The sequence below is a fragment of the Oribacterium sp. oral taxon 078 str. F0262 genome (assembly GCF_000160135.1).
GTDB lineage: Bacteria > Bacillota > Clostridia > Lachnospirales > Lachnospiraceae > Oribacterium.
Genome location: NZ_GG729935.1, coordinates 2016 through 24636 on the forward strand (window position 1 = coordinate 2016; position 22621 = coordinate 24636).

Below are 22621 nucleotides of genomic sequence, written 5' to 3' on the forward strand. Positions count from 1 at the left end.
TACTCTGGCATTCTTCGCGAAATTCATTACACCATTTGACAACGCTGGATTTAGAAACCCCATATTCTTCTGTGAGGCTCCTCATGGATCGGCCTTCCTCCAGGCGGAGACGGACAATCTTTTTCTTAAATGGTTCGTCGTAAGGTTGTGGCATGATAAAATCCTCCATTTGCTATTATATTTTATCAGCCATTTGTGTTACAACTTCAGTTTATCACTTCAGAGCCACATTAATTCTTACCGAAGGAAGACACTCGGTAATAAAAGTCCATACGAAATGTTCGCATTCCAGTATGGAGAGGACATACTCAAAAGTTCGGACTCAGGAAAATTCCACCCGACGAAATCATCTTGAGTCCGAAGCTTTTTAACTAACGCATATCGGCCGGAGCATCAGACCTTGAGGACCATCCCATGCACCATTTTCAGGGGTGGAACTTAAAAGTTCCGAATTTTCGGTTTCAGTTCGACCTCCGGTTAGGATACGCGTTTTTCAGGAACGACCGTTCCCAGGTTTCAGTTATAGCCGTTTTCGGACTCATTGTACAGCGTTGCGAGGCGAAAAAATTGAACTTTTGATTGCAGTCCGGACGAAACTGGAAGTTACCCCTTCAAACTGGAACCTCGGATTTCAACCGACCTAAATTTTCCAGTCAGGCTACTTGACTTATACATATATGCTTAGTAAAATCAGAATACAAACAAATAAGCTTAGTAAGTAAAGAGGGGATGAAGATGGATACCATCATGATGACTGCATCGGAAGTTGCGGAGGCAATGGGAGTTTCCAAAGCCTATGCCTACAAGGTGATCCAACGGCTGAACAAGGAACTACAGGCTAAGGGTTATCTGACGGTGGCGGGCAAAGTCAATCGAAAATTTTTCATGAGGAAAGTCAACTATCAGGACGAAGACAGAAAGGAGCAGTAAATGTCGGTTTACAGAGACGGTAAGACCGGTACATGGCGGGTGATCTACCGCTATACAGATTACACCGGCGAACGGAAACAGACCCAGAAGCGCGGGTTCCAGACACGGCGAGAGGCTGTGGCCTGGGAGCACGAACAGATCATCAAAACGACTGCATCCCTTGATATGACCTTTGGCAGCTTCTATGAGCGTTACGCCGCTGACATCCGTCCAAGGCTTAAAGAGAACACCTGGAACACGAAGGAACATATCATTTGCACCAAGATTCTTCCCTACTTTCAGAATCGGAAGATGATCGAGATCAAATCAAGGGATATTGTGGCATGGCAGAATGAACTGCTGACCTGCAGGGATAAGACGGGGAAACCTTTTTCCCAGACTTACCTGAAAACGATCCACAACCAGCTGAGCGCTCTTTTCAATCATGCGATGAAGTTCTACGGGCTCAGAGCCAATCCGGCGCGGCAGGCAGGAAATATGGGAAAGGAAGAACGGAAGGAAATGCTCTTCTGGACGCAGGAGGAGTACCGGAAGTTCGCGGATGTCATGATGGACAAGCCGCAATCCTTCTACGCCTTTGAGATGCTCTACTGGTGCGGCATCCGCGAGGGAGAGCTTCTGGCACTGACACCGGCGGACTTCGATTTTTACGCCGGGACAGTAACGATCAATAAGTCCTATCAGAGAATCCGAGGTCGGGATGTGATCACAGACCCGAAGACACCCAAAAGCAATCGAACCATTCAGATGCCAGACTTTCTGACAGAAGAGATACAGGAATACATGGAACTGCTGTACGGGATAGAGGAGAAAGACCGGATGTTCACGGTGACTAAGAGCTATCTTCACCACGAGATGGATCGCGGCGCGAAGGAAGCGAAGGTCAAGCGAATCCGCATCCATGATCTTCGGCACAGCCACATCAGTCTCCTGATTGAGATGGGATTCTCCGCAGTTGCAATCGCAGATCGTGTCGGACATGAGAGCATTGATATTACTTATCACTATGCACATCTGTTCCCATCGACGCAGACCGAGATGGCGAAGAAGCTCGGTGGACTTCACAGGGAAATGGAGGCAGAACATGTCAGCTAAGAAAAAAGACGACAAAAACCGGTGGAGAAACAAAACGGTTGCCTTCAGGATGTCGCCGGAGGAAGCGGAGAAGCTGGACAGCTATGTGCGGATTTCCGGCTTGCAGAAGCAGGAGTATCTGATCCATAGAGCACTTCAGGAAGAAGTGACCGTCAGGGCTTCTCCCAGAACTTACAAGATGCTTCGAAACGAGCTGGAGAGCGTATTGAAGGAGCTCCAGAGGATAGAGAACAAAGAAGCTGCAGACCGTGATCTTCTGGATGTCATCCGGCAGATCAATCGGACCTTGTATGGAATGAAGGAGGATGCAGATGAGTGAGACAAAAGAAAAGACTGCCCTGATCACGTCTGTTGGCGCAGACGCGGGGCAGCCTTCCGTAAACAATTTCATGAACAGTATAGACGATGGAGCTCCCAAGATCAACGAAAACAGGGCAAATGCCGGAGCGTTGGACGCAGAAAAGGCAAATGAAGCGGAGGTATGCGGCGAGGAAGAAGCCTGCAACGAGGAGGAAGGCCTCAGCGAAGCGGAATCCTGGAAGAAACTACAGCGGAACCTGGATCCCCGCTACCTGAACACTGTCACCATGACAGAGCTTTACGACAGGATCTATCAGAACCGGCCGCCGGTGATCAATGGATTCCTCTATCCGGGAACCTATCTCTTTGTCGGTTCGCCGAAACTGGGCAAGAGCTTCCTGATGGCGCAGATTGCCTGGCATGTCAGTACGGGAACGGAACTCTGGGGCTATCCCGTCCGAAAGGGCACCGTGCTCTACCTGGCGCTGGAGGATGGATACGGACGATTGCAGGAGAGGTTGTACCGAATGTTCGGGACAGAGTGCAGCGAGAATATGTATCTGACCGTCAGCGCGGGGCAGCTGGACAATGGACTGGATGAGCAGCTGCAAAACTTTGTGAAGGAACATCCGGACACCAGTCTGATCATCATTGATACGCTGCAAAAGATCCGGGAGGTCGGAGATGATAAATACAGTTACGCCAGTGACTACAAAGTCATCACCCGGTTGAAGAAATTCACAGACAACAACGGCATCTGCCTGCTCCTTGTCCATCACACGCGAAAACAGCAGGCGGACGACAGGTTCGAGATGATCTCCGGTACGAATGGTCTTTTGGGAGCCGCGGACGGGGCCTTTCTTCTTCACAAGGACAAGAGAACCAGCTGTGAGGCCGTGCTGGAGGTTTCCGGAAGAGATCAGCCGGATCAGACCTTCTATCTGAATCGGAATGAGGATTCCCTTGTCTGGGAACTGGACAAGGCGGAGACAGAGCGGCGACTGGAGAAACCGGAGCCTGTACTGGAAGCGGTTGCGAAACTCGTCACAGAACAAACGCCGGAATGGTCAGGGAGGGCAACGGAGCTTGCGGAGATACTTGGACTGGAAATTTCGCCAAATACACTGTTGATGAAGCTGAATGTCAATGCGGCGCGACTTTTGAACGAGTACGGAATCCGATATGAGAGCAGTAGAAATCATCATGGCAGATTCCTTCATTTCCAGCTGGAAAAAGAATCACGGTGACGGTCGTGACGATGATTATGGGAGTGCCCGGTCTGCAAAAGACCGTCACGACTGTCACCATCGTCACGGGAAAGGAAAAAACGATGAAAAAGAATGTACAGATCTCAAGGGAACTTTTCCTTGCTTTGATTCGATACCATCTCTTTGATCTGAGAGGAGATGAAGAACGGATCTGAAAAGAGCTGGAAGAGAAAATGAACGCACTGTATCGCCATGAGCTCTATGCAACGTCGAAGACAGCAGCGACATCTGCGGAGAGGGAAAAGGCGAGACAGACCTATCTGGATGAGAAAGGCGTGTCGGAAGATTTCAGATGGTAGGATTTCCTTCGTGATTGCTACAGGAACGTGGCACGTTCCTGTAGAAAGGCGATTAAGCAAAAGGTCGGGGATGATGCGGATTTTGAGGGAAAAGTTCATAGATTACAGGCAGGTACAAATGAAAAATCAGGAAAAGATAAGGTGCCCGGATACGGGCAAAATCAAAAGTAGGACGCCGGAAACGGCGATGAAAAATGCAAAAGCAAACAGGGAAAGTATGACAAGAGAGCCCTCGGCGACTGAGAACGAAATACACCCATCGCACAACCTGCGGTTATGCTCTGTGTATTTCGCGATTGAATCGAGCCAGATGCGCCGCTTGCGGCGGCATATGGCGACTGCCGCGAACCTCGAATTTATTCAAGGTCGCCGGCTGCGCCGGGGCCAAAAGCGCGGAAACGCGCATAAACGGAACCAGCACAGTTTGCCAATCTGTCTGTTCCGGATGCTCCATCGTCGGAGCGGAAAGGAGTAAGCCATCGGACGACATTCATTTATTCAGCATACTAAGCTGACAGACGTAAAGGGACGGATTGATTACATCAGTAATCCGAAGCGGCAGGAACATCTCTACGGCACCTTCTCCACTGTGGACAATCCAAAGTTCTGGGACTTCCTCGCGAAACAGAATCAGGAAGACTTCCGAAGCAGCGGAACGGCGGGAAGCTGCATTGAGGCGAGAGAGCTGATTATCTCTCTTCCGGAGGAGTTTCAGAAGTATGACCGGGAGCAGTTATTGAAGCTCTTTGCGATGAAGTTCAAGCTGGAATACGGGACGGACGCAATCGCGGCGCTGCATCACAACAAGGCGATGACCAACTATCATATCCATCTGATCTTTTCGGAACGGAAGCTCATGGAACACGCCGAGTTCAAGAAAGCGAGTCGGAACATGTTCTTTAATGAGCATGGCAAGCATGTGCGAACGAAGAAAGAGATCCTTGATGAGCATGGTGAGATTCGCAAGGGGTGCTATATCGTCGCCAAAGGAGACACCTACGATATCCGAAACTTCCAGTCAAAGGAGACAATCTTCAAGAGCAAAGTCTTCACCGCCGGAGTCAAGGAAATGTACACGGACTTTATCAACGAACTGGTAAAAGAGGATCAGAACAAGCTCACAGTGTTCCGGCATGATGGGCCCTATCTTGCGACAAAGAAGATCGGAAAGTACAATCCCAAGGAGGCGGAGATCAAGGAGGACAATGCAAAACGGCAGGAGTGGAATCACGCCGTGGATGAGGCGCTGACTGCCGGACTTCCGGAGAAGAAGATCTGTCAGGTGAAGAAGGACTGCATCCAGAATCCGATCCATGAATCAATAAAGAAGACTGGCTTTCATCCGGATCTTTTAAGTGCGATTCTTCAGGTGGCGATCCGCACGCTGCTGGATCTGATCCGGACGATTCCAAAGAAAGTACACAAGGAACCTGTATTCAACGCGGAGGTCTTCCGTAGGATGCAGGGAGTACGAAAAGACCTCCTGCATCAGAATCAGATGATTGCGGCGGCAAGGAGACGCTGCGAGAGGGCACAAGTCTTCTCGGCGGAGGCATCCAAACCGGCGAACATCTTCAAGCGCAATATGAAAACAAAGGCGGCAAAGGAGCTGTCGGCTTCCCTTCTGGAATACGAGAAAGCGATCGCGGAACCGGACAAGATCGTCAAGCGTGCCGGGTATAAAAATGTTGCCGCCTTCACCAGGGCGTATGAGAAGTCCTGTAAGTTATTGGAGTCGATACGACACAAGGAAGGCGACAAAAGAAGCGCTCTTGCCAAACTGGAGCAGTACGAAACGGCGGCAAAGATGCAAAATCAAAAGAAGACTGTACCAAGCAGGCAAGAGATCAGGCGGTATTGTAAGATTCAGAGGAAGAATTACAGGGATGAACCGAGTGTATTTACCTGTAAATACGTTACTTATTTTCTGAATCAGGAATTACTTCCATGATATCTTCAATTGAACATTGAAGAGCGGAACAGATCTTAACAAGAGTGTCTGTATTAACGTTATCACCTCGATTCAGCTTATTGATGGTATATGTGCTAATGTGTGCCACCTTTACTAGATCCTTTTTTTTCATATCCTTATCAATTAGTAATTTCCATAGTCTTTTATAGCTTACTTCCATATTGTCCACCTTATCAATAAATAATAACTAGCTATCTCCGTATTCGCTGATAACATTATACAATGGAAAACAGAGCGCTACAAGAACTAAAATATTGTTAACGATCTATTTTATATAGCGAAGTAGAATCATAACGTTTTCTTAGCAAAATTTAAGCTTGCGAAGCCATTGACAGATTCGCGGAATCGGTGCTATAATTTATTTATTACGGTGTATGACGAGCTAGCATAGGAGGCAAAAGATGTTCAAAGGACTAAAAAACATTGTAGTACCTAGCAAAAACAAGGCTCAGGTCATTGTCGTTGGTCAGCGCATGCAATGCCGCACGACACACAAGCGCAAAGATTGCTAATTTCAAAATATAATAGGAGGCAAGTATGTTCAAACAGGTTAAGACGATTACAGTTCCGGAAAAGAAAGAAAACTCGGTTCGTGTTCATTGCCAGAGATCTCAGTGCAGAACAACTCTCAAGAGAAAAGACTGCTAATCTAGGCATACTAAATGCTGAGAGGGTCCCAGGACATGTTCCTGGGACCCTTTTTAAACATACGGGAAAATATATGAGTAAAGAGTTTGATGTCAATACAAAAGTTAATTTCCCTCCCAACACGGTATGCAGGGATGTTGATGACTATCATATTGTCATAGCTCCTGAATATCCGAACTGGATCGTACTTGATGATCAGGAGTATGAGATTTTTCGAATACTTTCAGAGAATACAATAATAGATGGTTTGAATGAATATTACGCAGCATTCCCTGAAAATACAGAGGATGACTGCATTCTTGCGTTTACGGACTTTCTGGCGAAGGTTGAGGACTGCCAGTTTTATGGTGATGTCGAATTCGAGGAGGAAGAGCCGGTTGAGGCTATAAAGAAAAAGGTGCATATTACGATGACCAATAATTGTAATATGCGCTGTCCACACTGCTTCGTATCCGCCGGTATAGTGGAGAAGCAGGAACTGAAGGTAGAGGAGATATTAGCCGTTGTTGAAAGAATAAAAGAGATAAATGGCTTAACCGATATTGTTGTTTCCGGCGGAGAGCCGCTGATTCATTCAGGCACTATACAGTTGCTTAAGGGTCTTAAAGGACATAATGTAACGCTTTTTACCAACGGTACGTTGATAAACGAGAAAAATTATGAAGCCATTGCTGAATGCTGCCAGGAAGTGCAGATAAGCTTTGAAGGAGTTACACAGAAACCATATGAAAAGATTAGAGGGAAGGGCAACTATGCCAAAGCTCTGCATGCCATCGACCTGCTGAAAACTACCGGAATAAAGATTACCCTGGCTATTACTATCCTCCCTTCAACTGTGGAGGATATTCGTGACAATTTGATTTCATTCGTTGATTCATTTGACTACAAGAACCTTGAGATACGCCTTAATGACGATATTGAGATGACCGGAAATGCTCTGACGATGAACTTTACCGGATTCAATAAGTATGAGGTCGATAAGCTGATGATCTCCCTTGTCAGCCAGCTTCAGGACAGGGGCGTTTCAAAGGCTTCAAGCAGCGGAAGGAATGTCCAGTTCAAAAACTGCGGCATTGGAACAAATATTGTTATCGATGCCAATGGCAGGATTTATCCGTGCAATAAGTTCTCATCATACTATCGCAGCCCTGCTGAGGATATGGAACAGATATTTAGAGATTTTAACGAACTGAACAGGAAAACATCTACAGACTATTTAGCTAGATGCAGGAAGTGTGAGCTTAGATACATTTGTGCAGGTGGCTGCAGAATAGACTATATGAACCGGCATGGCGACATGCTTGCGGTGGACTGCACTCCTGAGTTTAAGGAGAATCAGTACAGGAAGTTGCTGCTGGACTATTTGGAGTAGGCATGATGAATACAGAAGATTCAAATAAGAAAAGCTATAACGATACGGAGATCATAAATTACTATACTGACTTCAATGCTGCGGGTCTGTTTCATTATGAAGAGATGCTGATAGAGAAATACTTCAAGGCTGGAGGAAGGACGCTTGATATCGGCTGCGGGGCAGGGCGCGTGACCATTCCACTGCATGAAAGAGGTTATAAGGTTACGGGGGTTGATTATGCTGAAAAGATGTTAGTCGCGGCAAAAACCCTGAATGGCGCAATTGATTATCGTGTCGGAAATATCCTCTCTACACCTTTTGAGAATCAGGAATTTGATAACATCATTTTTTCCTTTAACGGGCTGATGCTCCTGAATAGCTATGAGGAGCGGCTTTCTGCAGTAAAGGAAGTTTGCAGACTCTTAAAGGATGATGGAAAGTTCATTTTTACGACGCCATATCTTGATAATAAAGTAAAAAAGCCCTACTGGAGCGAAAAGGCAGAGACCCTTGGCATAGATACCGATAATATGAGCTGGGTGCAGCAGATGGAGCTGGGAGATGAACAGTTGGAGGATTACGGCAGTGAATTTTACCTCCATGTGCCCTTTGTCTCCGAGGTAGAGAAGATGTTGGAAGAAGCCGGTATGGAGCTTCTTTTTTCCGTAAGGAGATTGGACTATAGTGGGATAGAAGAAATGGAAGAAGAACTGGATGACAATTATCTATGGGTGACAAAATGCAAAAAATAACTTACAAAGGAATCAAGACACATAATCTGAAAAACATTGATGTCGATCTGTATAAGGGCGATATGACCTGTATCGCCGGGGTCAGCGGCAGCGGTAAATCGAGTCTTGCTTTCAGCACGATTTCCGGAATAAGCCAGGCTGAATACGACAAGATGACCAACGATAACAAGGTCGAGGTTGATTATGATGTGGATTCCTATGACGATGTGATCATGTCAATTCCTTTAAGGCAGCTGAACTTTAATGTGAATCCAAGATCAACCGTCATGAGTTATTTTGATTTACAGGAGTTTGTTATCTACGTAGCCGGAAGTATCACGGGGCTTCCTTTGAGTGATTTCAATTATAATGGGGATGGACGATGCCGTGAGTGCCAGGGGCTTGGCTATAAGTTGCAGCCCGATCCGGTCAGTATTATTGATTATGATAAGAAAATATCCGAGGTTCCTTTTCGATGTTGGCAGAAAACTTATGTCGACTTCTTCAGACGGCTTCTGATTGCCTACTGTGGTGAGTGCGGGATAGACAGCAACAAACGCTTCAAGGATCTGACTGAAAAGCAGAAGGAAAAATTACTGTACGGTACAGGGAATGTTAAACAGACCTTCAAGTATAAAGCTGGAGGAAGGACAAGATCTAAGACCAGTTGTTATATCGGACCGATAACCGGTTTGGAGAAGAAGTCAGATGATATGTTCTCCCATAACCGTGATCAGTACTGCGCTCAAAAAAAATGCGATTGCTGCTCAGGCAGCAGGCTAAGGGCAAAGACTGCGGCGAAGGAGCTGTCAAAAGGGTTTTCTGTAGAAAACCTTTACACGGAAGATCTTGATACTCTTGAAAAGGACTTGATGAATCTAAAGAAGAGTGGCGGGAGGAATGTTCAGTCCGCTCTGGATAATATTCTCTCTTTTATTGCGGCATGCAAGAAGGTCGGCTTGGGATATCTCAGTCTTACAAGATCGATAGCATCGCTCTCCGGGGGCGAATTGCAGAGACTCCGCATTGCGCAGCTTTTGATTGGAAAGATGCATGATTTGCTTATTGTTTTAGATGAACCTACTGCGTCTTTGTATCCTGCGGAGGTTGATTTCACAATAGGCATCATGGATGAGATGCGTAAGAAGAATACTTTGCTTGTGGTAGAGCATAACGATAAGGTCATTGAAAATGCTGATCATAATATTTATCTCGGACATGATGGTGGTAAGAATGGCGGGTACCTGATCAGCAAAGACGAGTATATGAAGTTGCAGGAAGGTTTTCTACCATATCAGTTTTTCAAGGGAACATCCCGAGATACATGTGTACTGGATTCGGACTATGTCGATTATGCCGGAAGTGAGCTGGAAATACCGCACGGATCTGTATTAGGACTTTGTGGAATATCGGGCTGCGGCAAGACGATAATACTAAGAGAAATTCTTCCAAAGTATTATGAAGATTACCTATATGTTTCTCAAAAGCCATTGAAGGGAAACTCATTTACTACCGTGGCTACATACACAAAGCTTCTGGACGAAATACGAAGCTGTTATGCAAAAGCCCTGAGTAAGGATAAAGGCTATTTTTCTCAGAGAGGTAAAGGTGCCTGCGATAAATGCGGAGGCACAGGTGTGATTGAAATTGGCAGCTTCTATGAGGAGAAGCTCTTTGATATCTGCGATAAGTGTAATGGTACCGGATACCTGCAGGAAGTTCTTAAGTGGAAGGTCGAGGGTATTAATATATATGATATACAGCAAATGACAATCGATGAGCTTATTGCTTCCGGTATGAATATTTCTGCCAAGGCGGATAAGATGCTCAAGCTCCTCTCAGATCTTGGCCTCGGATACCTGAAACTCAGCCAGAAGGTAAAAACCCTTTCTGGCGGAGAGAATCAGAGGATAAAGCTTGCCGAAGCTTTAAACGATAACAAGTACTCTATGATAGGTCTTGATGAGCCTGCAAAAGGACTGAGCAAGCGGGAGACCGTGAGACTGCTTGGACTTATATACAATCAGGTTTTAAAAAACAAGAAAACATTTATCATCGCTGAACATGACACAATGTTTTTGAACTATTGCTCTTACTTTGCAGAATTGAGACGTAAAGGGAAGTCTACGACAATCGTATTTCAGGGCAGCAGGGAGCAGCTATTCAAAGATAAAAAGAATGATATTCGAAACTGGCTTACTGCAGATCCGACAGGACTTTAATGCAGGCGCATGATGCTTTGAAAACTGTGTCCTTTGTAAGGTAAAAGTAAAGAAGAGAATTAAAGATTTGGGGAGTAAACAATCCGGATGCAATACAAGATGTAGCCGGGCTGTTCACAAATGTTATTGATCCGACACAAAAATATCAAATGCCAGTCATCCTGTTGGATAAGACGATGCGAAAGAAGCGGTCTGCCAAGTTTTTGAGAATGTAAATACAGGTGGAGTTTCGCTAATAGTATTTGAGCTTATTTCGGCGTTTTTTTTGCAATGGATGATTTTCCGTTGCGAAAAGATTGGGAAGAACGCAAGGTGAAATACCTTTCTGGAGGTATGTTGAAATGCATTGGATCAATCATACCTATCTTCGTGACGATAAATTTCAGGGAGAGTATGAAAGTTTTTCTGTAAAAACGGAATAAGGAATTCCTTCAGGGGCTCCTGTGATATACACTAATCACAGGAGGCCTTTACTATGGCAAAAAGAGAAAAGAAACCCGTCCACAAAGTCGTGATGACCGAAGGCAAACGCCAGATCATCCAGCAACTCCTACAGGAATACGACATTGAGACTGCCGAGGATATCCATGATGCTCTCAAAGACCTGCTCGGCGGCACCATCAAGGAGATGATGGAAGCCGAGATGGATGAGCACCTCGGATATGAAAAATTCGAGCGCTTCGACTCCGATGACTACCGTAACGGCTACAAGGAAAAGACTGTCAACTCCAGCTACGGTTCTATGCGAATCGACGTCCCGCAGGACCGCAAGTCCACGTTTGAGCCTAAAGTCGTCAAGAAGCGGCAGAAAGACATTTCTGACATCGATCAGAAGATCATCTCCATGTATGCCAAGGGGATGACCACCTGCCAGATCTCTGACACGCTCATGGATATCTATGGTTTTGAGGCCTCTGAGGGCTTCATATCGGACGTGACGGATAAGATCCTGCCCCAGATCGAGGACTGGCAGAACCGGCCCCTCGACGACATCTACCCCGTCCTCAACAGCCTTAAGAACCGTGGGGTTAAGGATATCCTGATCATCTGCGCTGACGGGCTGACCGGGATCCGCGAGGCGATCCAGACGGCTTTTCCGAAGACAGAATATCAGCGCTGCATCGTCCACCAGGTCCGGAACACGTTAAAATACGTGTCAGGCAAAGACCGCAAGGCCTTCGCCAATGACCGCAAAACGATCTATAATGCTCCTGGTCCTATGTCAAGAAAAAGTACAAGTTAAAAATAACCTTTTTCGCTGATACTCCGCTGTTTATCCTACCGCCCTTCATGACAGTCACAGATCAGACTGTCATTCCGGTTGGTGTATGAGTACAATAATTCCCGCTAAACAGCATTAACAGTTTCAGATGCTCTGTATCAGTGACTTGCACGCCAGATTATCTCTCAGCTTACGGGCTTGAGAGACTCCTCCAGTTTCTCCAGGTATTGCTCCTCATACTGATCCGGTGAGCAGTAATCACAATGACTATGGAGCCTCACTGTATTATAGAAAGTTTCAATATACTCAAATACAAGACGATAAGCATGTTGATAATCAAGTATCGCAAATCGATTGATCCATTCTCTTTTAATGAGTGCATGGAACGATTCGATGCATGCATTATCCCAGGGATATCCTTTTGGGGAATAACTATTAATAAAGCTTGCAGTTGCATCTTTGAAAGCATCCGAGACATACTGTGATCCGCGATCATTGTGAAATACAAGCGGTTTGTCAACATGACGTTTTTGCTTTACCAGATTGACACAGTCGACAACATGCTGCGCTTCCAGGGTCGTGCTGAGGACCCAGGCGATGATTTTCCGTGAAAACAGATCCATAATACTGGTCAGGTACACAAAACCAATCACAGTAACAATATAAGTGATATCGGAAACCCATACAGCATTTGGCTCTGCCGGATTAAATTGCTGCTGCAGTATATTTTTTAATTTTGTACTGAAGTCAGAATCTATGGTTGTCCGGGTATATGGTTTTATCCATTGAGCCTTGATACCCATCTGATGCATGTAGGTGCCCACAGTCCGCTCGGAAATGGATTCACCATCTTTATGAAGCTGCACCGTGATTTTGGGTGCTCCGTAGTTTTGATGGGAATTATCATATATTTTCTGGATTTTTTGTTTCATTGCTTCTCGACGCTTCTCTGTGTCGGAAGGGGCACGCTTCTTCCAGGAAGCATAACCGGATCGTGAAACACCCAGATATTTCAGTATCCCACTGACACAGACCCGGTGTTTCACCGGAGATTGATGAACTTCCTCCACGTATTCAGCAGTTGCTGTATATATGGCCAGTGTCAGTTTCCCAGGATACCGATTGCTTTTTTTAATACTTCAAGTGCGTCCTTTGTATCTCGTAATTCTCGCTGAAGTCTGGCGATTTCCTTTGCTTCGTCACTGGAATAATTGCCGGCTCCGCGGGTTGGGACCTCGCCATCGTTCTCCTTTGCCTTCTTGATCCAAGACTTTAACGCAGAAATACTGACATTGAGATTACTGGCTGCTGCCTGGTAAGATAGTTCCGGATGCTCCTTTTTGCAGCGAACTGCATCCTCCTTAAATTGTTGGGTATACGCCGTTCCTTTTGCCATGACTCTTTTCCCTCCTGTTCTTTCATGGTACATGATTTATCAGGAAAAGGTCATTCTTATTTTGTACTATTTAGTGTCTGCTAAGTAAAGGGGGCCATAGAAAGGCCATCCCTCAGCCCCGTTCCATCAATCGCGAATCCCGATTCATTCCTCATCTTCAAACAGGAGGAGGTGGAAGCTTTCAGCGTTGATTCCGTTTTCCCCAAAATAAAGCAAAAAATAAGGACGGATGGGGATCGCAAAAAGATTCGTGACAAACACGGATAGTGCGATGGAGGAGAGGGTCGTCTCTTCCAGCCTGGTCATGATAAGCCCCGCGCCATTGCAGCGCTTGTCCAAGCTGAAAAACCGCTCCACCTCGATCCGGTCAACATTGTCCCGATATCCTTCTTTCGTGGCTCGGGCGTCTGTTCGCTTCGGCCTCCCAAGCTTCGGCCCGGACATTCGGATGCCGTGTTCCTTGCTATACTGAAGATTCGCCCTCGTGCGATAGATTCGGTCCGCCAGAATCCTTTCCGGATAGTGTCCCGTGCGTTTCCGATACCGCTCGACGGCGTCTTTCAGAACGGAGCCTTCATGATAGGGGGTGAAAGAAATCTTCTCCAGGCGAGCATGGCCTTTCTCGTCGACGCTGATGTCGTATTTGGCGCCAAACTCTACGGGTGACTTTGCTTTGCCCCGCACGATGGGACGGATATAGGGCTGCGAAAGGTTGACAATCCAATCGGATACCTGATGGGTCTTGTTATCGTACATGTACCTCTGCTGCTCATACAATTTCCGTATCGTCAGGTACATGCCGATATCCCGGCCGGGGAGCGCATACCCCTCCGCCATGTATGCCTCCAGATATCCAAGGTCGCGGCGAACATGCCTAAGCTGCCTGCGGATCTCCATGCGGACCTTCTTCGCCGTCCGCTTTTTGGCCTTAGCCAATGTAAGATAGGTCTTCCCGGCGATCCTCCGATAGGTCCGGGGCTTCTTCCAGGGATGGAAAGCCTTGTGAAAGTCGTCTATCATCCCCTCCAGCTTCTTACGGGCTTCATGGAGGAGTTCGAAGTCCTGCGGGTATTTGATGTTGGATGGGGAACAGGTGGCATCCAGAATCTCTGTTCCAACGTTCTTTCCTCCCACTGCAGGCTGCGCATCGCCTTTATGTTCCTTCGTCGCCGCAGCGGCAAAGAGGAAGATGTCGTTGACCGTCATCAGGGCCTCTGTCCCAAGCCTTTTCCGGAACGACACCAGGAGGGGAGCCGTGAAAGGACAGCCCTTCCGGAACGATTCGCACCCAATGAAGTACTGGAGATAGGGGTTCTCACCGATCTCTTTTACCAGCCCGCGGTCGGACAACTTCTTCCGCTTCTGGATGATGAGGGACCCCAGCGCCATGCGGAACGGCTTGGCTGGATGTCCTGTCTTCGACGGGAACAACTCGTTGTAACGGGTCTTCTCCTCCATCCTGCACCAGTCCAGCCGGTCGGCAAGAAGGACCCATTCGTTCTTCGGGTCAAGCTGCATCCCGCAGGACTGATTGAAGTCTGTGAAGGCGATCTGATGAAATTTCGGGCTCGTGTACATGGTATCAGCTCCAAGAAATGCAAAGATACTTGACAAATCAAAACTTTATCTTGCATTTATTTTACCATAAACAAGAGAAAAAGTCTTTGAGAAAGATATCATAGAGTTATTTAGCTGTCACTATTTATATGCTAGCTTCAGTTCAGGCCTCCTTGATTTGGATTTGGTGTGATGACTTTATTCTACAAGGAACTTTGGACTATGTCATTTTTGGTATTCCGTTTTTGAATTTGCGCAACTTATTTTACGTTATCGAATGCTCCGCATTGTAAGGACAACTGTGAGTTCGCCAGGATGGTCTATGTGTACGAAGGAATCGAGCCGGAAGCGCCGGAAGGCAAACGTCATAGACTGATCCATCCGCACTATTTCTGTGGTGTGTATGATGGCAAAGATAATGATAAGCTTTGGCGGGAAGTATACGATTATCTTGATGAAACCTATGATCTCACGAAGGGAAAGAAAGTCTTCTTGAATGCAGACGGCGGAAGCTGGATACAGGGAGCAAAGAGGCGACTGCACGGGCTCACGCGAGTGCTGGATGAGTTCCATCTGAACTAGTATCTTCTTCGTATGACCGGTGGCCTTCCGGACAGTGCCGGCGATGCAGGACACGAACCGGTGTATCAGATCAAACATGGTACGCAGGAGGGATTTGGGCATGTAACAGAGCATATCCTGTCCGTAACGGAATCAGCAAGTGCGCAGGAACGTATCGCTGAAAGTGCGAATTACCTTCTCCATAACCGGATGCCTGCCGGAACAAGGCTGTGTCATGATGAGCATCTGATTGGCTGCAGCGCACAGGGACCTGTAAGCCATGTGCTGTCTGACAGAATGAGCTCCAGACCACTTGGATGGTGCAGAGACGGGGCGAACCGGATGGCTCATTTAAGAGCTTATTATTTTAATAAGGGGAATATGCTGGAGCTTGTAAAGGCGCAGAAGCTCCCTAAGGCTGCCGGTGCTGAAAATACGTTCATCGCAGATCCTCATAAGCTTGGAGAAACGATGTACAGCGAATGGGGAAAGTACGTAGATCATGCGAATCATGAGCTCAGTGAAATCGCGCAGAAGTTTGCCTGGTTCCATGCTGGAATTACTCTGATTTGACATGGGCTGCATCGCAGGACTATATTTATAGACGAAATGCGGATACTCTTTCGCATCATCGGTGGCTCTCACACAATCAAATCCTACAGTAAACTTACGCCGTCGATCATGCAAGAAAAATCATATAACAAAGGGCATATCAGCGCAGATGTTGGCAGTGGATTATTTCACGGTGATGTCAATCGTTCTGCGGGAGGAGCAGAAAAAGATGAAGGGAGGAACGGCGTGAAAAGATTAGAATAAAAGGGGGTCAAAATATCCTGGCATTCGGGCGGGAGGAAACGGAGGCGGAGACCCGGGCTTACGATAGGGCGCGCACTCAGAACAAATACGCCATCATGCATGGCACCGGCTAAGTCACTGGAAATGGTTTGATTGGAGGCTGACGATGAAGAAATCAGGCTGCGAACTTTTAAAGGATCCATTCATGAACAAGGGAACGGCATTCACGCGGGAGGAGCGCCGGGCATATCAATTGGAGGGGCTGCTGCCGCCTGCGGTTGAGAGCATTGAACTGCAGGCGGAGCGTGTCTACGCCGAGATGAAGCGAAAGAGCTCCGGAATCGAGGAGAGGCGTTTCCTCATGGAAGTGTTTAATCACAATCGGACGCTCTTTTTCCATGTGTTCCGCGAGCATCTGGCGGAGCTCATGCCCATCGTCTACGATCCGGTCATTGCAGAGAGCATTGAGAAGTACAGCGAGCAGTTTACGGATACACAAAATGCCTGCTACCTCTCGATTGACCGTCCGGAAGAGATTGAGGCCTCTCTTCGCAATGCGGCGGATGGGCGCGATATCCGATTGATCGTCGCAACAGACGCAGAGGGAATTCTCGGCATTGGGGACTGGGGAAGCAATGGCGTGGATATCGCGGTCGGAAAGCTCATGGTCTACACCGCTGCGGCGGGCATTGATCCCGCCTGCGTGCTGCCTGTAGTGCTGGACTGCGGCACAAACCGAGAGTCACTCCTTAGGGACGAGCTTTATCTCGGAAACCGCCACGCGAGAATTTACGGCGAGCAGTACAATGCATTTGTGGACCACTTTGTGCAGACCGCGGAGAGGATGTTCCCGAAACTCTATCTGCACTTTGAAGATTTCGGAAGAGCCGATGCGGCAGCGGTGTTGAAGCGTTACCGCGACAGTTTTCCAGTATTTAACGACGATGTGCAGGGGACCGGAATTATCACATTGGCGGGAATACTCGGCGCAATGCGCATCAACAAGGAGAAAATCACCGATCAGAGATATCTTTGCTTTGGAGCGGGAACTGCGGGAGCCGGCATTGCGGATCGTGTGTTCAGGGAGATGATCGCACAGGGCTTATCTGAGGAAGAGGCGAGACAGCGTTTCTATCTGGTGGATAAGCAGGGACTGCTTTTTGAGGATATGACGGACCTTACGCCGGAGCAGCGCCCGTTTGCCAGAAAGCGCGCGGAGTTCGCGAATGCGGCAGAGCTTACGAATCTGGAAGCGGCGGTCTTTGCGGTGCGTCCCACGATTCTGGTTGGAACATCGACGCAGCCCGGTACTTTCAGCGAGAAGATTGTGCGCGGTATGAGCTCCTGGTGCGCGCATCCCATTATCTTCCCGCTCAGCAATCCGACCGAGCTCGCAGAGGCGAAGGCGGAGGATCTGATCGCTTGGTCAGAGGGCAGAGCAATGGTTGCGACGGGAATCCCGGCGGATCCGGTGGATTATAACGGCGTCCGCTATGAGATCGGACAGGCGAACAATGCGCTGATCTATCCGGGACTGGGGCTTGGCAGCATCGCTGTGAACAGCAGCCGCATGAGCGACGAGATGATTTCTGCGGCGGCGCATGCACTCGGCTCCTTCCTCACGGTGGATGCGCCGGGGGCAGCCGTGATTCCGCCGGTTTCACGCCTCACGGAGTTTTCACATACGATAGCTTCAGTGGTCGCGCAGTGTGCGATCAGGCAGAACCTGAACCGTGTCGAGGGCGATGTCGAAAAGCTGATTGCGGAGCAGTTCTGGTCTGCGGAGTATAAGACGCTCTGAGCGCGGAGGAGGGGTGGATTCCAGGATTCAACATATTCCAAGATACAACATATTTTCTTAGCGCAAAATTCATAGAAAAAAGCGGAGCGGATTTGTTATACTATAGCGGCAGGGTATTAGCCCTGCCGACATTGCTTTTGAAAGAGGCGGAAGGCTGCCTCGGAATGGAGAATACTATGGATATCAGCAGTGTGACCAAGCTCGCGGAGCTCTTTAAGCAGTATCCGTTTCTGAAGGATGAGCTCATTAAATTCAGTGACAAGTTTACGGCGTTAAATAATCCGCTCGCAAAGGCCGTTGTGAGTCAGGTGGATCTCGCTCAGGTGTCCCAGACCTCGGGCATTGATGTGAATACGCTGATTGCGAAGATCAAAGAGATCATCGCATCCCACCAGGCCTAATGCGGGCGGGAAAGAAGGCGCTTTATCTTGCGGCTGCAGGTTTCCTGGGGCTTTTTTGCCTCATGGCCTGCGGCCCTTTTCGTAAGGGAGGGAGCGCGGGGGCGCCGGAGGAGATCAATCTGCGGGAGAGCGGCGGGCAGGAGGAGGTAAAGAAGGCGCTCAGCGCGGCAGGCATCCCGGATGCGGACAGCCGGGAATTTTTCCGCGAAGTGGAGCGCTTTAACACGGCGGTCGGCAATGCCTCGACCGAGGATGAGATGGCGGACCGCTGGGAGAAAGCCTATCCTGATTTTATTGGCACCAACTGCCGCATCACGGCCTTTATGCTCGCCCGTTCCCTGGTGAAGGTGGAGGGAGGAGAGGCCGCGTCGGAAGCCTCCGAGGATAACCTCTCTTTTGATCTGGAGGCAATTAAAGGCGCGCCGGAGGCACTCTGGGACAGCAGTGAAAATGACGCCTTCACGCGGCTTTTCGCCGAAGTTGCGGCGGCGGACAGCACGGACACGGCCGTGCAGTGCGAACAGGTTCAAAAGGCGTGGCGGGAGAGAGGAATCTCGTTTTCGGGCGGAAAGGCAAGCATCGTCACGGTATGGCTTCATTCGAAGCTTGAGCCGGAGGACAATATTCTCTTTCCGGGGCATGTGGGCGTCTTACTTCAGGAAGAGAGCGGAAAACTTCTTTTTATCGAGAAGCTCGCCTTTCAAAAGCAGTATCGAGCGCTGCGCTTTAAGGACCGCGCAGGACTGAATGCCTACCTGATGGAGCTTTATGATATCGATGAGAATCAGCCGACGGCGCGCTGCTTCCTCATGGAAAATGACAAGATGATGCAGGACTACCGCGTCCTGAAGAAGAGAGCGTAAACAAAGCCGAGGGCATGGTTTTTCGTGAGGAATAGCTCGGCCTGTCGTGGATTACTCCCGGGCGTGCCGCTGTGCTGCTCTGTCTGATAAAAGCGGAGAAGATTTCAATGGGTTCTTTACTGCTTGCGGTAATCTATCTGATTTTTATCAGTCTTGGCCTTCCCGATTCTCTGCTTGGGTCGGGATGGCCCAAAATGCAGATGGCTTTCGGCGTCCCGTCGGCCTACGCCGGCTATGTATCCATGTCGATTTCCTGCATGACGGTTATCTCGGCATTGCTCAGTCCCCGGATGATTCGGAAGCTCCGCGTCAAATGGATCGTGATCCTGTCTATCGCACTGACAGTGCTGGGATTATTGGGCTTCTCCATTTCCAGAGAATACTGGATGCTGTTTATCTTTGCGCTCCCCTACGGTCTCGGAGCCGGTTCCATCGACGCGGCGGTCAATCATTATGTCGCAAACCATTACCCGTCATCCGTGATGAACTTCCTGCATTGCTTTTACGGCGTTGGCGCGGTTATCAGTCCCTACATTATGGCGCTGGCCCTGAAGATCGCCAGGTGGAACGAGGGCTATCGCTGGACCGCTTATATTCAGCTTTTGATTCTTTTGGTCTGCATCCTCTCCCTGCCGCTTTGGAAGCGGAATGAGAATCCGGCGGATGAGGAGAATCAGGACGGTGCGGGCATTGCGGAAAGCATCAAAGTCCCCGGCGTTTTGCCGACGCTTATCGCCTTCTTCGCCTATTGCTCCGGGGAAGCCACCTGTTTTTTATGGACACCCAGCTACTTTGCCGCTACGAAAGCGGGGCTCAGCGATGAGAGGATTGCGTCCTTTGGCGCGCTGATCTTCGGCGGCTTGATGCTGGGGCGCTTGATTTCCGCTTTTATCTCCAATAGATTGGGGGACAGACGGCTGATCCGCCTCGGCATCGCCGTGGAGCTGCTTGGCATCCTGCTGGTATTATTGCCGATGAAAGCTTATATCGTCGCTGCTTTGGGATTTGTAATCATTGGGAGCGGTATGGGGCCGGTCTACCCTGCGATTCAGCATATGGCCCCCTCCAACTTCGGGAAGCATTACAGCGCGGCGGTCATCGGACTGCAGATGGCCTCTGCCTACATCGGAAGTACCTTGATGCCAATGGTTTTCGGAAATCTCCAGCAGGCGGTCGGAATCGGAATCATGCCGTTCTATCTTCTCTTCTTTGCTCTTCTGAATATCTGCCTCCTGGAAATCGCCTATAAGAAAGCAGCTCTGAAATCCGATCCTGCCGCTTGATGGCACCGGGTGCCCGCAAGAGATAAGAGCAGCATGGTCTCCAAAGTTTCAAGCGTTCCCGGTTTGATGCCGTTTGATGCCCGCAAGGGCTAAGAGGATAAGGGATAAGAGGGGGCGCTCTCTGAGCCGGATCACGGATGCATGGAGCTGGCTCAGAAAATAAGCGACAAATATTTTTGGTCAAAATAGGCAGTAATACCATTGCGGCTATGGGATAAATTGTATATGCTGAAATAAGCTGCGTTGCATCGTGCTGCGCGGCCGGCTTATTATACGGTTTTTCCCGCACATTCTGCGGGAACGTGAGCGGATCCCTGATGTCCGATTTTTGCGGTATGGGAAAATCCTGAAGGGAAGGATTGGCGGGGCTGATGCGGAATCCGGTCAGTAAGGCATGGGGGTGTGAGATGGAAGAAAAGGAAAAGAAGGAGAAGAAACGAGGCTCGATCAATGCGTTTGTCATCGTGTTTCTCGTTATCGTAGGCTGCTATATCCTGTCGCTGTTTATCAGACCGGGCGCGTTTGACCGTCAGGAGCTGAATGGGCGCACGGTGGTCATTGCGGATTCCTATCATAGCACAGAGAAAAGATATCTGGGACCGCAGGCGATTTTCCAGGCCGTTCCGAATGGGCTCGTTTCCTCCGCCGGCATGATGTTCCTGGTCATGCTGGTTGCCGGATGTATCGAGGTCTATAAGAGAACCGGAGCGCTGAATAAGGGGGTTGCGCGGATTCTCGCAAAGTCGGAGAGCTTTGGGCATGAGAAGATCCTCGTGTTGATTATGATTATCTTCGGAGCTCTGGGAGGCTTCCTCGGCTGGAATGAGCAGATTGTTCCGTTTATTCCCATTGTCCTCTCCCTCTGCCTGGCACTGGGCTATGACCTTATGACCGGGATCGCCTGCTCCGCGATGATCGATATGATCAGCTTCTCCTTTTCGCCGACCAGTGTGTATACGGTTGGCATCTCGGATGAGATTGCGGAGCTCCCGATGTTTTCCGGCTTTTTGTTCCGCTTTATCCTTCTCTGTGTGGCGGATCTCATCATCATCCTCTATGTGCTTCGCTATGCGCGCGGGGTCCGGAGCGGAAAGATCCGGTCCATCACGGCGGATCTGGATTCGGATAAGTTCCGTGTGGATTATTCGGAGGAGATGAAGGAAGCGCTGACGAAGGGGCAGAGCCTGTCACTGCTTTTCTTTATCGTGGTATTTATCTGCGCGATCGTCGGGGTCGCCAAGTTCGGCTGGTCCATGAATGACCTCTCCGCCTGCTTCCTCTTTACGGCGGTTATGGCGGGGCTTATCAACCGGATGGCTCCGAACGATCTCGTGAACGCGATCTGTGCCGGCGCCAAGGATGGGCTTGTACCCGCGCTTGTCATCGGACTTGCGAGGGGAATTCAGTGGATTCTCACAGAGTCCGGCATCATTGACCCGATTATCTACAGTATATCGAGGCCCTTGAAGAGTCTTCCGGGCTCCATTGCGGCCATTGCCGTAATGTTCGTGATCGCGTTGTTTAACGGCCTGATCACATCCGGCTCCGCCAAAGCCATGGCGCTTATGCCGATTCTGATTCCTCTTGCGGATATCATCGGCATGACACGTCAGACTATGATTCTGGCATTCCAGTTTGGCGATGGTCTTACCAATTCGCTCTGGTTTACGAGCGGAACATTGCTGATCTTCCTCACGATTGCGGGGATTCCGCTGAAGAAATGGTGGAAGTTCGTCACGCCGCTGATCACGATGCTGTTTCTCGTCTGCGTCGTTTCACTGATTATAGCGACAAAGATTAGGTACGGCCCATTCTGATCGAGCAATAACAGGGTATGAGACAATAGGACGGCTTTCCGAATCGAATGGAATCGAAAGAGCGCGGGAGAGCTTCGTTCTTCACGGAGTAAATGTATTTGGGAGG

At 48.8% G+C, this 22621-nt stretch carries 19 protein-coding genes and 3 pseudogenes; 17 read left to right on the forward strand and 5 right to left on the reverse strand.

Features of this window, described 5'->3' with window-relative positions; translation table 11 throughout:
• The coding region (locus GCWU000341_RS13515; protein ID WP_242651663.1) for a helix-turn-helix domain-containing protein at window positions 1-154 on the reverse strand (154 nt) is incomplete at its 3' end.
• A 63-nt stretch (window positions 155-217) separates the two neighbouring features.
• On the opposite strand from GCWU000341_RS13515, the pseudogene GCWU000341_RS14475 reads away from it, so the two are divergent.
• The 7 genes and pseudogenes from GCWU000341_RS14475 to GCWU000341_RS07495 all read left to right on the forward strand — a co-directional run.
• Window positions 218-375 (forward strand): annotated as a pseudogene (locus GCWU000341_RS14475) (IS30 family transposase); the annotation flags it as partial.
• Window positions 376-735: 360 nt separating this feature from the next.
• Window positions 736-930 (forward strand): MarR family transcriptional regulator, encoded by a 195-nt coding sequence (locus tag GCWU000341_RS07465; RefSeq protein ID WP_155812721.1) that lies wholly within the window; start codon window positions 736-738, stop codon window positions 928-930.
• A complete protein-coding gene (locus GCWU000341_RS07470) occupies window positions 931-2025 on the forward strand; it encodes a tyrosine-type recombinase/integrase (protein ID WP_009215262.1) in 1095 nt (364 codons plus the stop codon).
• Window positions 2015-2344, forward strand: a complete 330-nt coding sequence (locus GCWU000341_RS07475) for a plasmid mobilization protein (RefSeq protein WP_009215263.1) — start codon at window positions 2015-2017, stop codon at window positions 2342-2344. The genes GCWU000341_RS07470 and GCWU000341_RS07475 overlap by 11 nt, the downstream gene beginning before the upstream one ends.
• Complete coding sequence (locus tag GCWU000341_RS07480; protein ID WP_040653884.1) at window positions 2337-3572, forward strand: AAA family ATPase; 1236 nt, start codon at window positions 2337-2339, stop codon at window positions 3570-3572. Before GCWU000341_RS07475 ends, GCWU000341_RS07480 begins: the two co-directional genes overlap by 8 nt.
• Window positions 3569-3748, forward strand: a complete 180-nt coding sequence (locus GCWU000341_RS14225; RefSeq protein ID WP_009215265.1) for a hypothetical protein — start codon at window positions 3569-3571, stop codon at window positions 3746-3748. Before GCWU000341_RS07480 ends, GCWU000341_RS14225 begins: the two co-directional genes overlap by 4 nt.
• 733 nt (window positions 3749-4481) lie before the next feature.
• Window positions 4482-5843, forward strand: coding sequence for a MobA/MobL family protein (locus tag GCWU000341_RS07495; protein WP_009215268.1), 1362 nt, complete (start codon window positions 4482-4484; stop codon window positions 5841-5843).
• Here GCWU000341_RS07495 and GCWU000341_RS13150 read toward each other — a convergent pair.
• Entirely contained in the window at window positions 5809-6024 is a 216-nt protein-coding gene (locus GCWU000341_RS13150; RefSeq protein WP_081443175.1) for a helix-turn-helix domain-containing protein, read from the reverse strand. The genes GCWU000341_RS07495 and GCWU000341_RS13150 overlap by 35 nt on opposite strands.
• Before the next feature lie 432 nt (window positions 6025-6456).
• Here GCWU000341_RS13150 and GCWU000341_RS07500 point away from each other — a divergent pair, with 432 nt between their 5' ends.
• The 4 genes and pseudogenes from GCWU000341_RS07500 to GCWU000341_RS07515 all read left to right on the forward strand — a co-directional run.
• Window positions 6457-7884 (forward strand): radical SAM/SPASM domain-containing protein, encoded by a 1428-nt coding sequence (locus GCWU000341_RS07500; protein ID WP_196794824.1) that lies wholly within the window; start codon window positions 6457-6459, stop codon window positions 7882-7884.
• Between the two features lie 2 nt (window positions 7885-7886).
• Window positions 7887-8618 carry a class I SAM-dependent methyltransferase gene (locus GCWU000341_RS07505; RefSeq protein WP_009215270.1) on the forward strand — a complete coding sequence of 244 codons (732 nt, stop codon included), beginning with the start codon at window positions 7887-7889 and terminating at the stop codon, window positions 8616-8618.
• A complete protein-coding gene (locus GCWU000341_RS07510) occupies window positions 8594-10819 on the forward strand; it encodes an ATP-binding cassette domain-containing protein (RefSeq protein WP_009215271.1) in 2226 nt (741 codons plus the stop codon). The genes GCWU000341_RS07505 and GCWU000341_RS07510 overlap by 25 nt, the downstream gene beginning before the upstream one ends.
• Before the next feature lie 475 nt (window positions 10820-11294).
• A pseudogene (locus tag GCWU000341_RS07515) lies at window positions 11295-12032 on the forward strand (transposase); the annotation flags it as partial.
• A gap of 194 nt (window positions 12033-12226) precedes the next feature.
• Here the strand turns inward: GCWU000341_RS07515 and GCWU000341_RS07520 are convergent.
• The 3 genes from GCWU000341_RS07520 to GCWU000341_RS07530 form a co-directional block, all read right to left on the reverse strand.
• The gene (locus GCWU000341_RS07520; protein ID WP_155812787.1) at window positions 12227-13087 is read right to left on the reverse strand and encodes an IS3 family transposase; all 861 of its coding nucleotides are present in this window, start codon (window positions 13085-13087) and stop codon (window positions 12227-12229) included.
• Window positions 13088-13143: 56 nt separating this feature from the next.
• Complete coding sequence (locus tag GCWU000341_RS07525) at window positions 13144-13437, reverse strand: transposase (RefSeq protein ID WP_040653886.1); 294 nt, start codon at window positions 13435-13437, stop codon at window positions 13144-13146.
• A gap of 144 nt (window positions 13438-13581) precedes the next feature.
• Window positions 13582-15015, reverse strand: coding sequence for an IS5 family transposase (locus GCWU000341_RS07530; RefSeq protein ID WP_009215276.1), 1434 nt, complete (start codon window positions 15013-15015; stop codon window positions 13582-13584).
• 303 nt (window positions 15016-15318) lie between these two features.
• Between GCWU000341_RS07530 and GCWU000341_RS13965 the strand changes: the two are divergent.
• The 6 genes and pseudogenes from GCWU000341_RS13965 (at window position 15319) to GCWU000341_RS07560 (ending at window position 22515) form a co-directional block, all read left to right on the forward strand.
• Window positions 15319-16128: pseudogene (locus tag GCWU000341_RS13965) on the forward strand (UPF0236 family transposase-like protein).
• 388 nt (window positions 16129-16516) lie between these two features.
• Window positions 16517-18151 (forward strand): malolactic enzyme, encoded by a 1635-nt coding sequence (locus GCWU000341_RS07540; protein ID WP_009215280.1) that lies wholly within the window; start codon window positions 16517-16519, stop codon window positions 18149-18151.
• A 176-nt stretch (window positions 18152-18327) separates the two neighbouring features.
• Window positions 18328-18552: a DUF1858 domain-containing protein gene (locus GCWU000341_RS07545; protein ID WP_036600343.1), complete on the forward strand. Its 225-nt coding sequence runs from the start codon at window positions 18328-18330 to the stop codon at window positions 18550-18552.
• A complete protein-coding gene (locus GCWU000341_RS07550; RefSeq protein ID WP_009215282.1) occupies window positions 18552-19415 on the forward strand; it encodes a DUF4300 family protein in 864 nt (287 codons plus the stop codon). The genes GCWU000341_RS07545 and GCWU000341_RS07550 overlap by 1 nt, the downstream gene beginning before the upstream one ends.
• A gap of 107 nt (window positions 19416-19522) precedes the next feature.
• Window positions 19523-20698, forward strand: coding sequence for an MFS transporter (locus GCWU000341_RS07555; RefSeq protein WP_040653887.1), 1176 nt, complete (start codon window positions 19523-19525; stop codon window positions 20696-20698).
• 407 nt (window positions 20699-21105) lie between these two features.
• Window positions 21106-22515 carry a YfcC family protein gene (locus tag GCWU000341_RS07560; protein ID WP_040653994.1) on the forward strand — a complete coding sequence of 470 codons (1410 nt, stop codon included), beginning with the start codon at window positions 21106-21108 and terminating at the stop codon, window positions 22513-22515.
• Window positions 22516-22621 lie beyond the last annotated feature (106 nt).

What these genes read in the sequence shown, in the direction of transcription:
- GCWU000341_RS07560 (WP_040653994.1), top strand. Translation starts at nt 21,106, where the DNA reads ATGGAAGAAAAGGAAAAGAAGGAGAAGAAACGAGGCTCGATCAATGCG.
- GCWU000341_RS07530 (WP_009215276.1), bottom strand. Translation starts at nt 15,015, where the DNA reads ATGTACACGAGCCCGAAATTTCATCAGATCGCCTTCACAGACTTCAAT.
- GCWU000341_RS07540 (WP_009215280.1), top strand. Translation starts at nt 16,517, where the DNA reads ATGAAGAAATCAGGCTGCGAACTTTTAAAGGATCCATTCATGAACAAG.
- GCWU000341_RS07545 (WP_036600343.1), top strand. Translation starts at nt 18,328, where the DNA reads ATGGATATCAGCAGTGTGACCAAGCTCGCGGAGCTCTTTAAGCAGTAT.
- GCWU000341_RS07505 (WP_009215270.1), top strand. Translation starts at nt 7,887, where the DNA reads ATGATGAATACAGAAGATTCAAATAAGAAAAGCTATAACGATACGGAG.
- GCWU000341_RS07550 (WP_009215282.1), top strand. Translation starts at nt 18,552, where the DNA reads ATGCGGGCGGGAAAGAAGGCGCTTTATCTTGCGGCTGCAGGTTTCCTG.
- GCWU000341_RS07470 (WP_009215262.1), top strand. Translation starts at nt 931, where the DNA reads ATGTCGGTTTACAGAGACGGTAAGACCGGTACATGGCGGGTGATCTAC.
- GCWU000341_RS07555 (WP_040653887.1), top strand. Translation starts at nt 19,523, where the DNA reads ATGGGTTCTTTACTGCTTGCGGTAATCTATCTGATTTTTATCAGTCTT.
- GCWU000341_RS13150 (WP_081443175.1), bottom strand. Translation starts at nt 6,024, where the DNA reads ATGGAAGTAAGCTATAAAAGACTATGGAAATTACTAATTGATAAGGAT.
- GCWU000341_RS07465 (WP_155812721.1), top strand. Translation starts at nt 736, where the DNA reads ATGGATACCATCATGATGACTGCATCGGAAGTTGCGGAGGCAATGGGA.
- GCWU000341_RS07480 (WP_040653884.1), top strand. Translation starts at nt 2,337, where the DNA reads ATGAGTGAGACAAAAGAAAAGACTGCCCTGATCACGTCTGTTGGCGCA.
- GCWU000341_RS07525 (WP_040653886.1), bottom strand. Translation starts at nt 13,437, where the DNA reads ATGGCAAAAGGAACGGCGTATACCCAACAATTTAAGGAGGATGCAGTT.
- GCWU000341_RS07510 (WP_009215271.1), top strand. Translation starts at nt 8,594, where the DNA reads ATGGGTGACAAAATGCAAAAAATAACTTACAAAGGAATCAAGACACAT.
- GCWU000341_RS07475 (WP_009215263.1), top strand. Translation starts at nt 2,015, where the DNA reads ATGTCAGCTAAGAAAAAAGACGACAAAAACCGGTGGAGAAACAAAACG.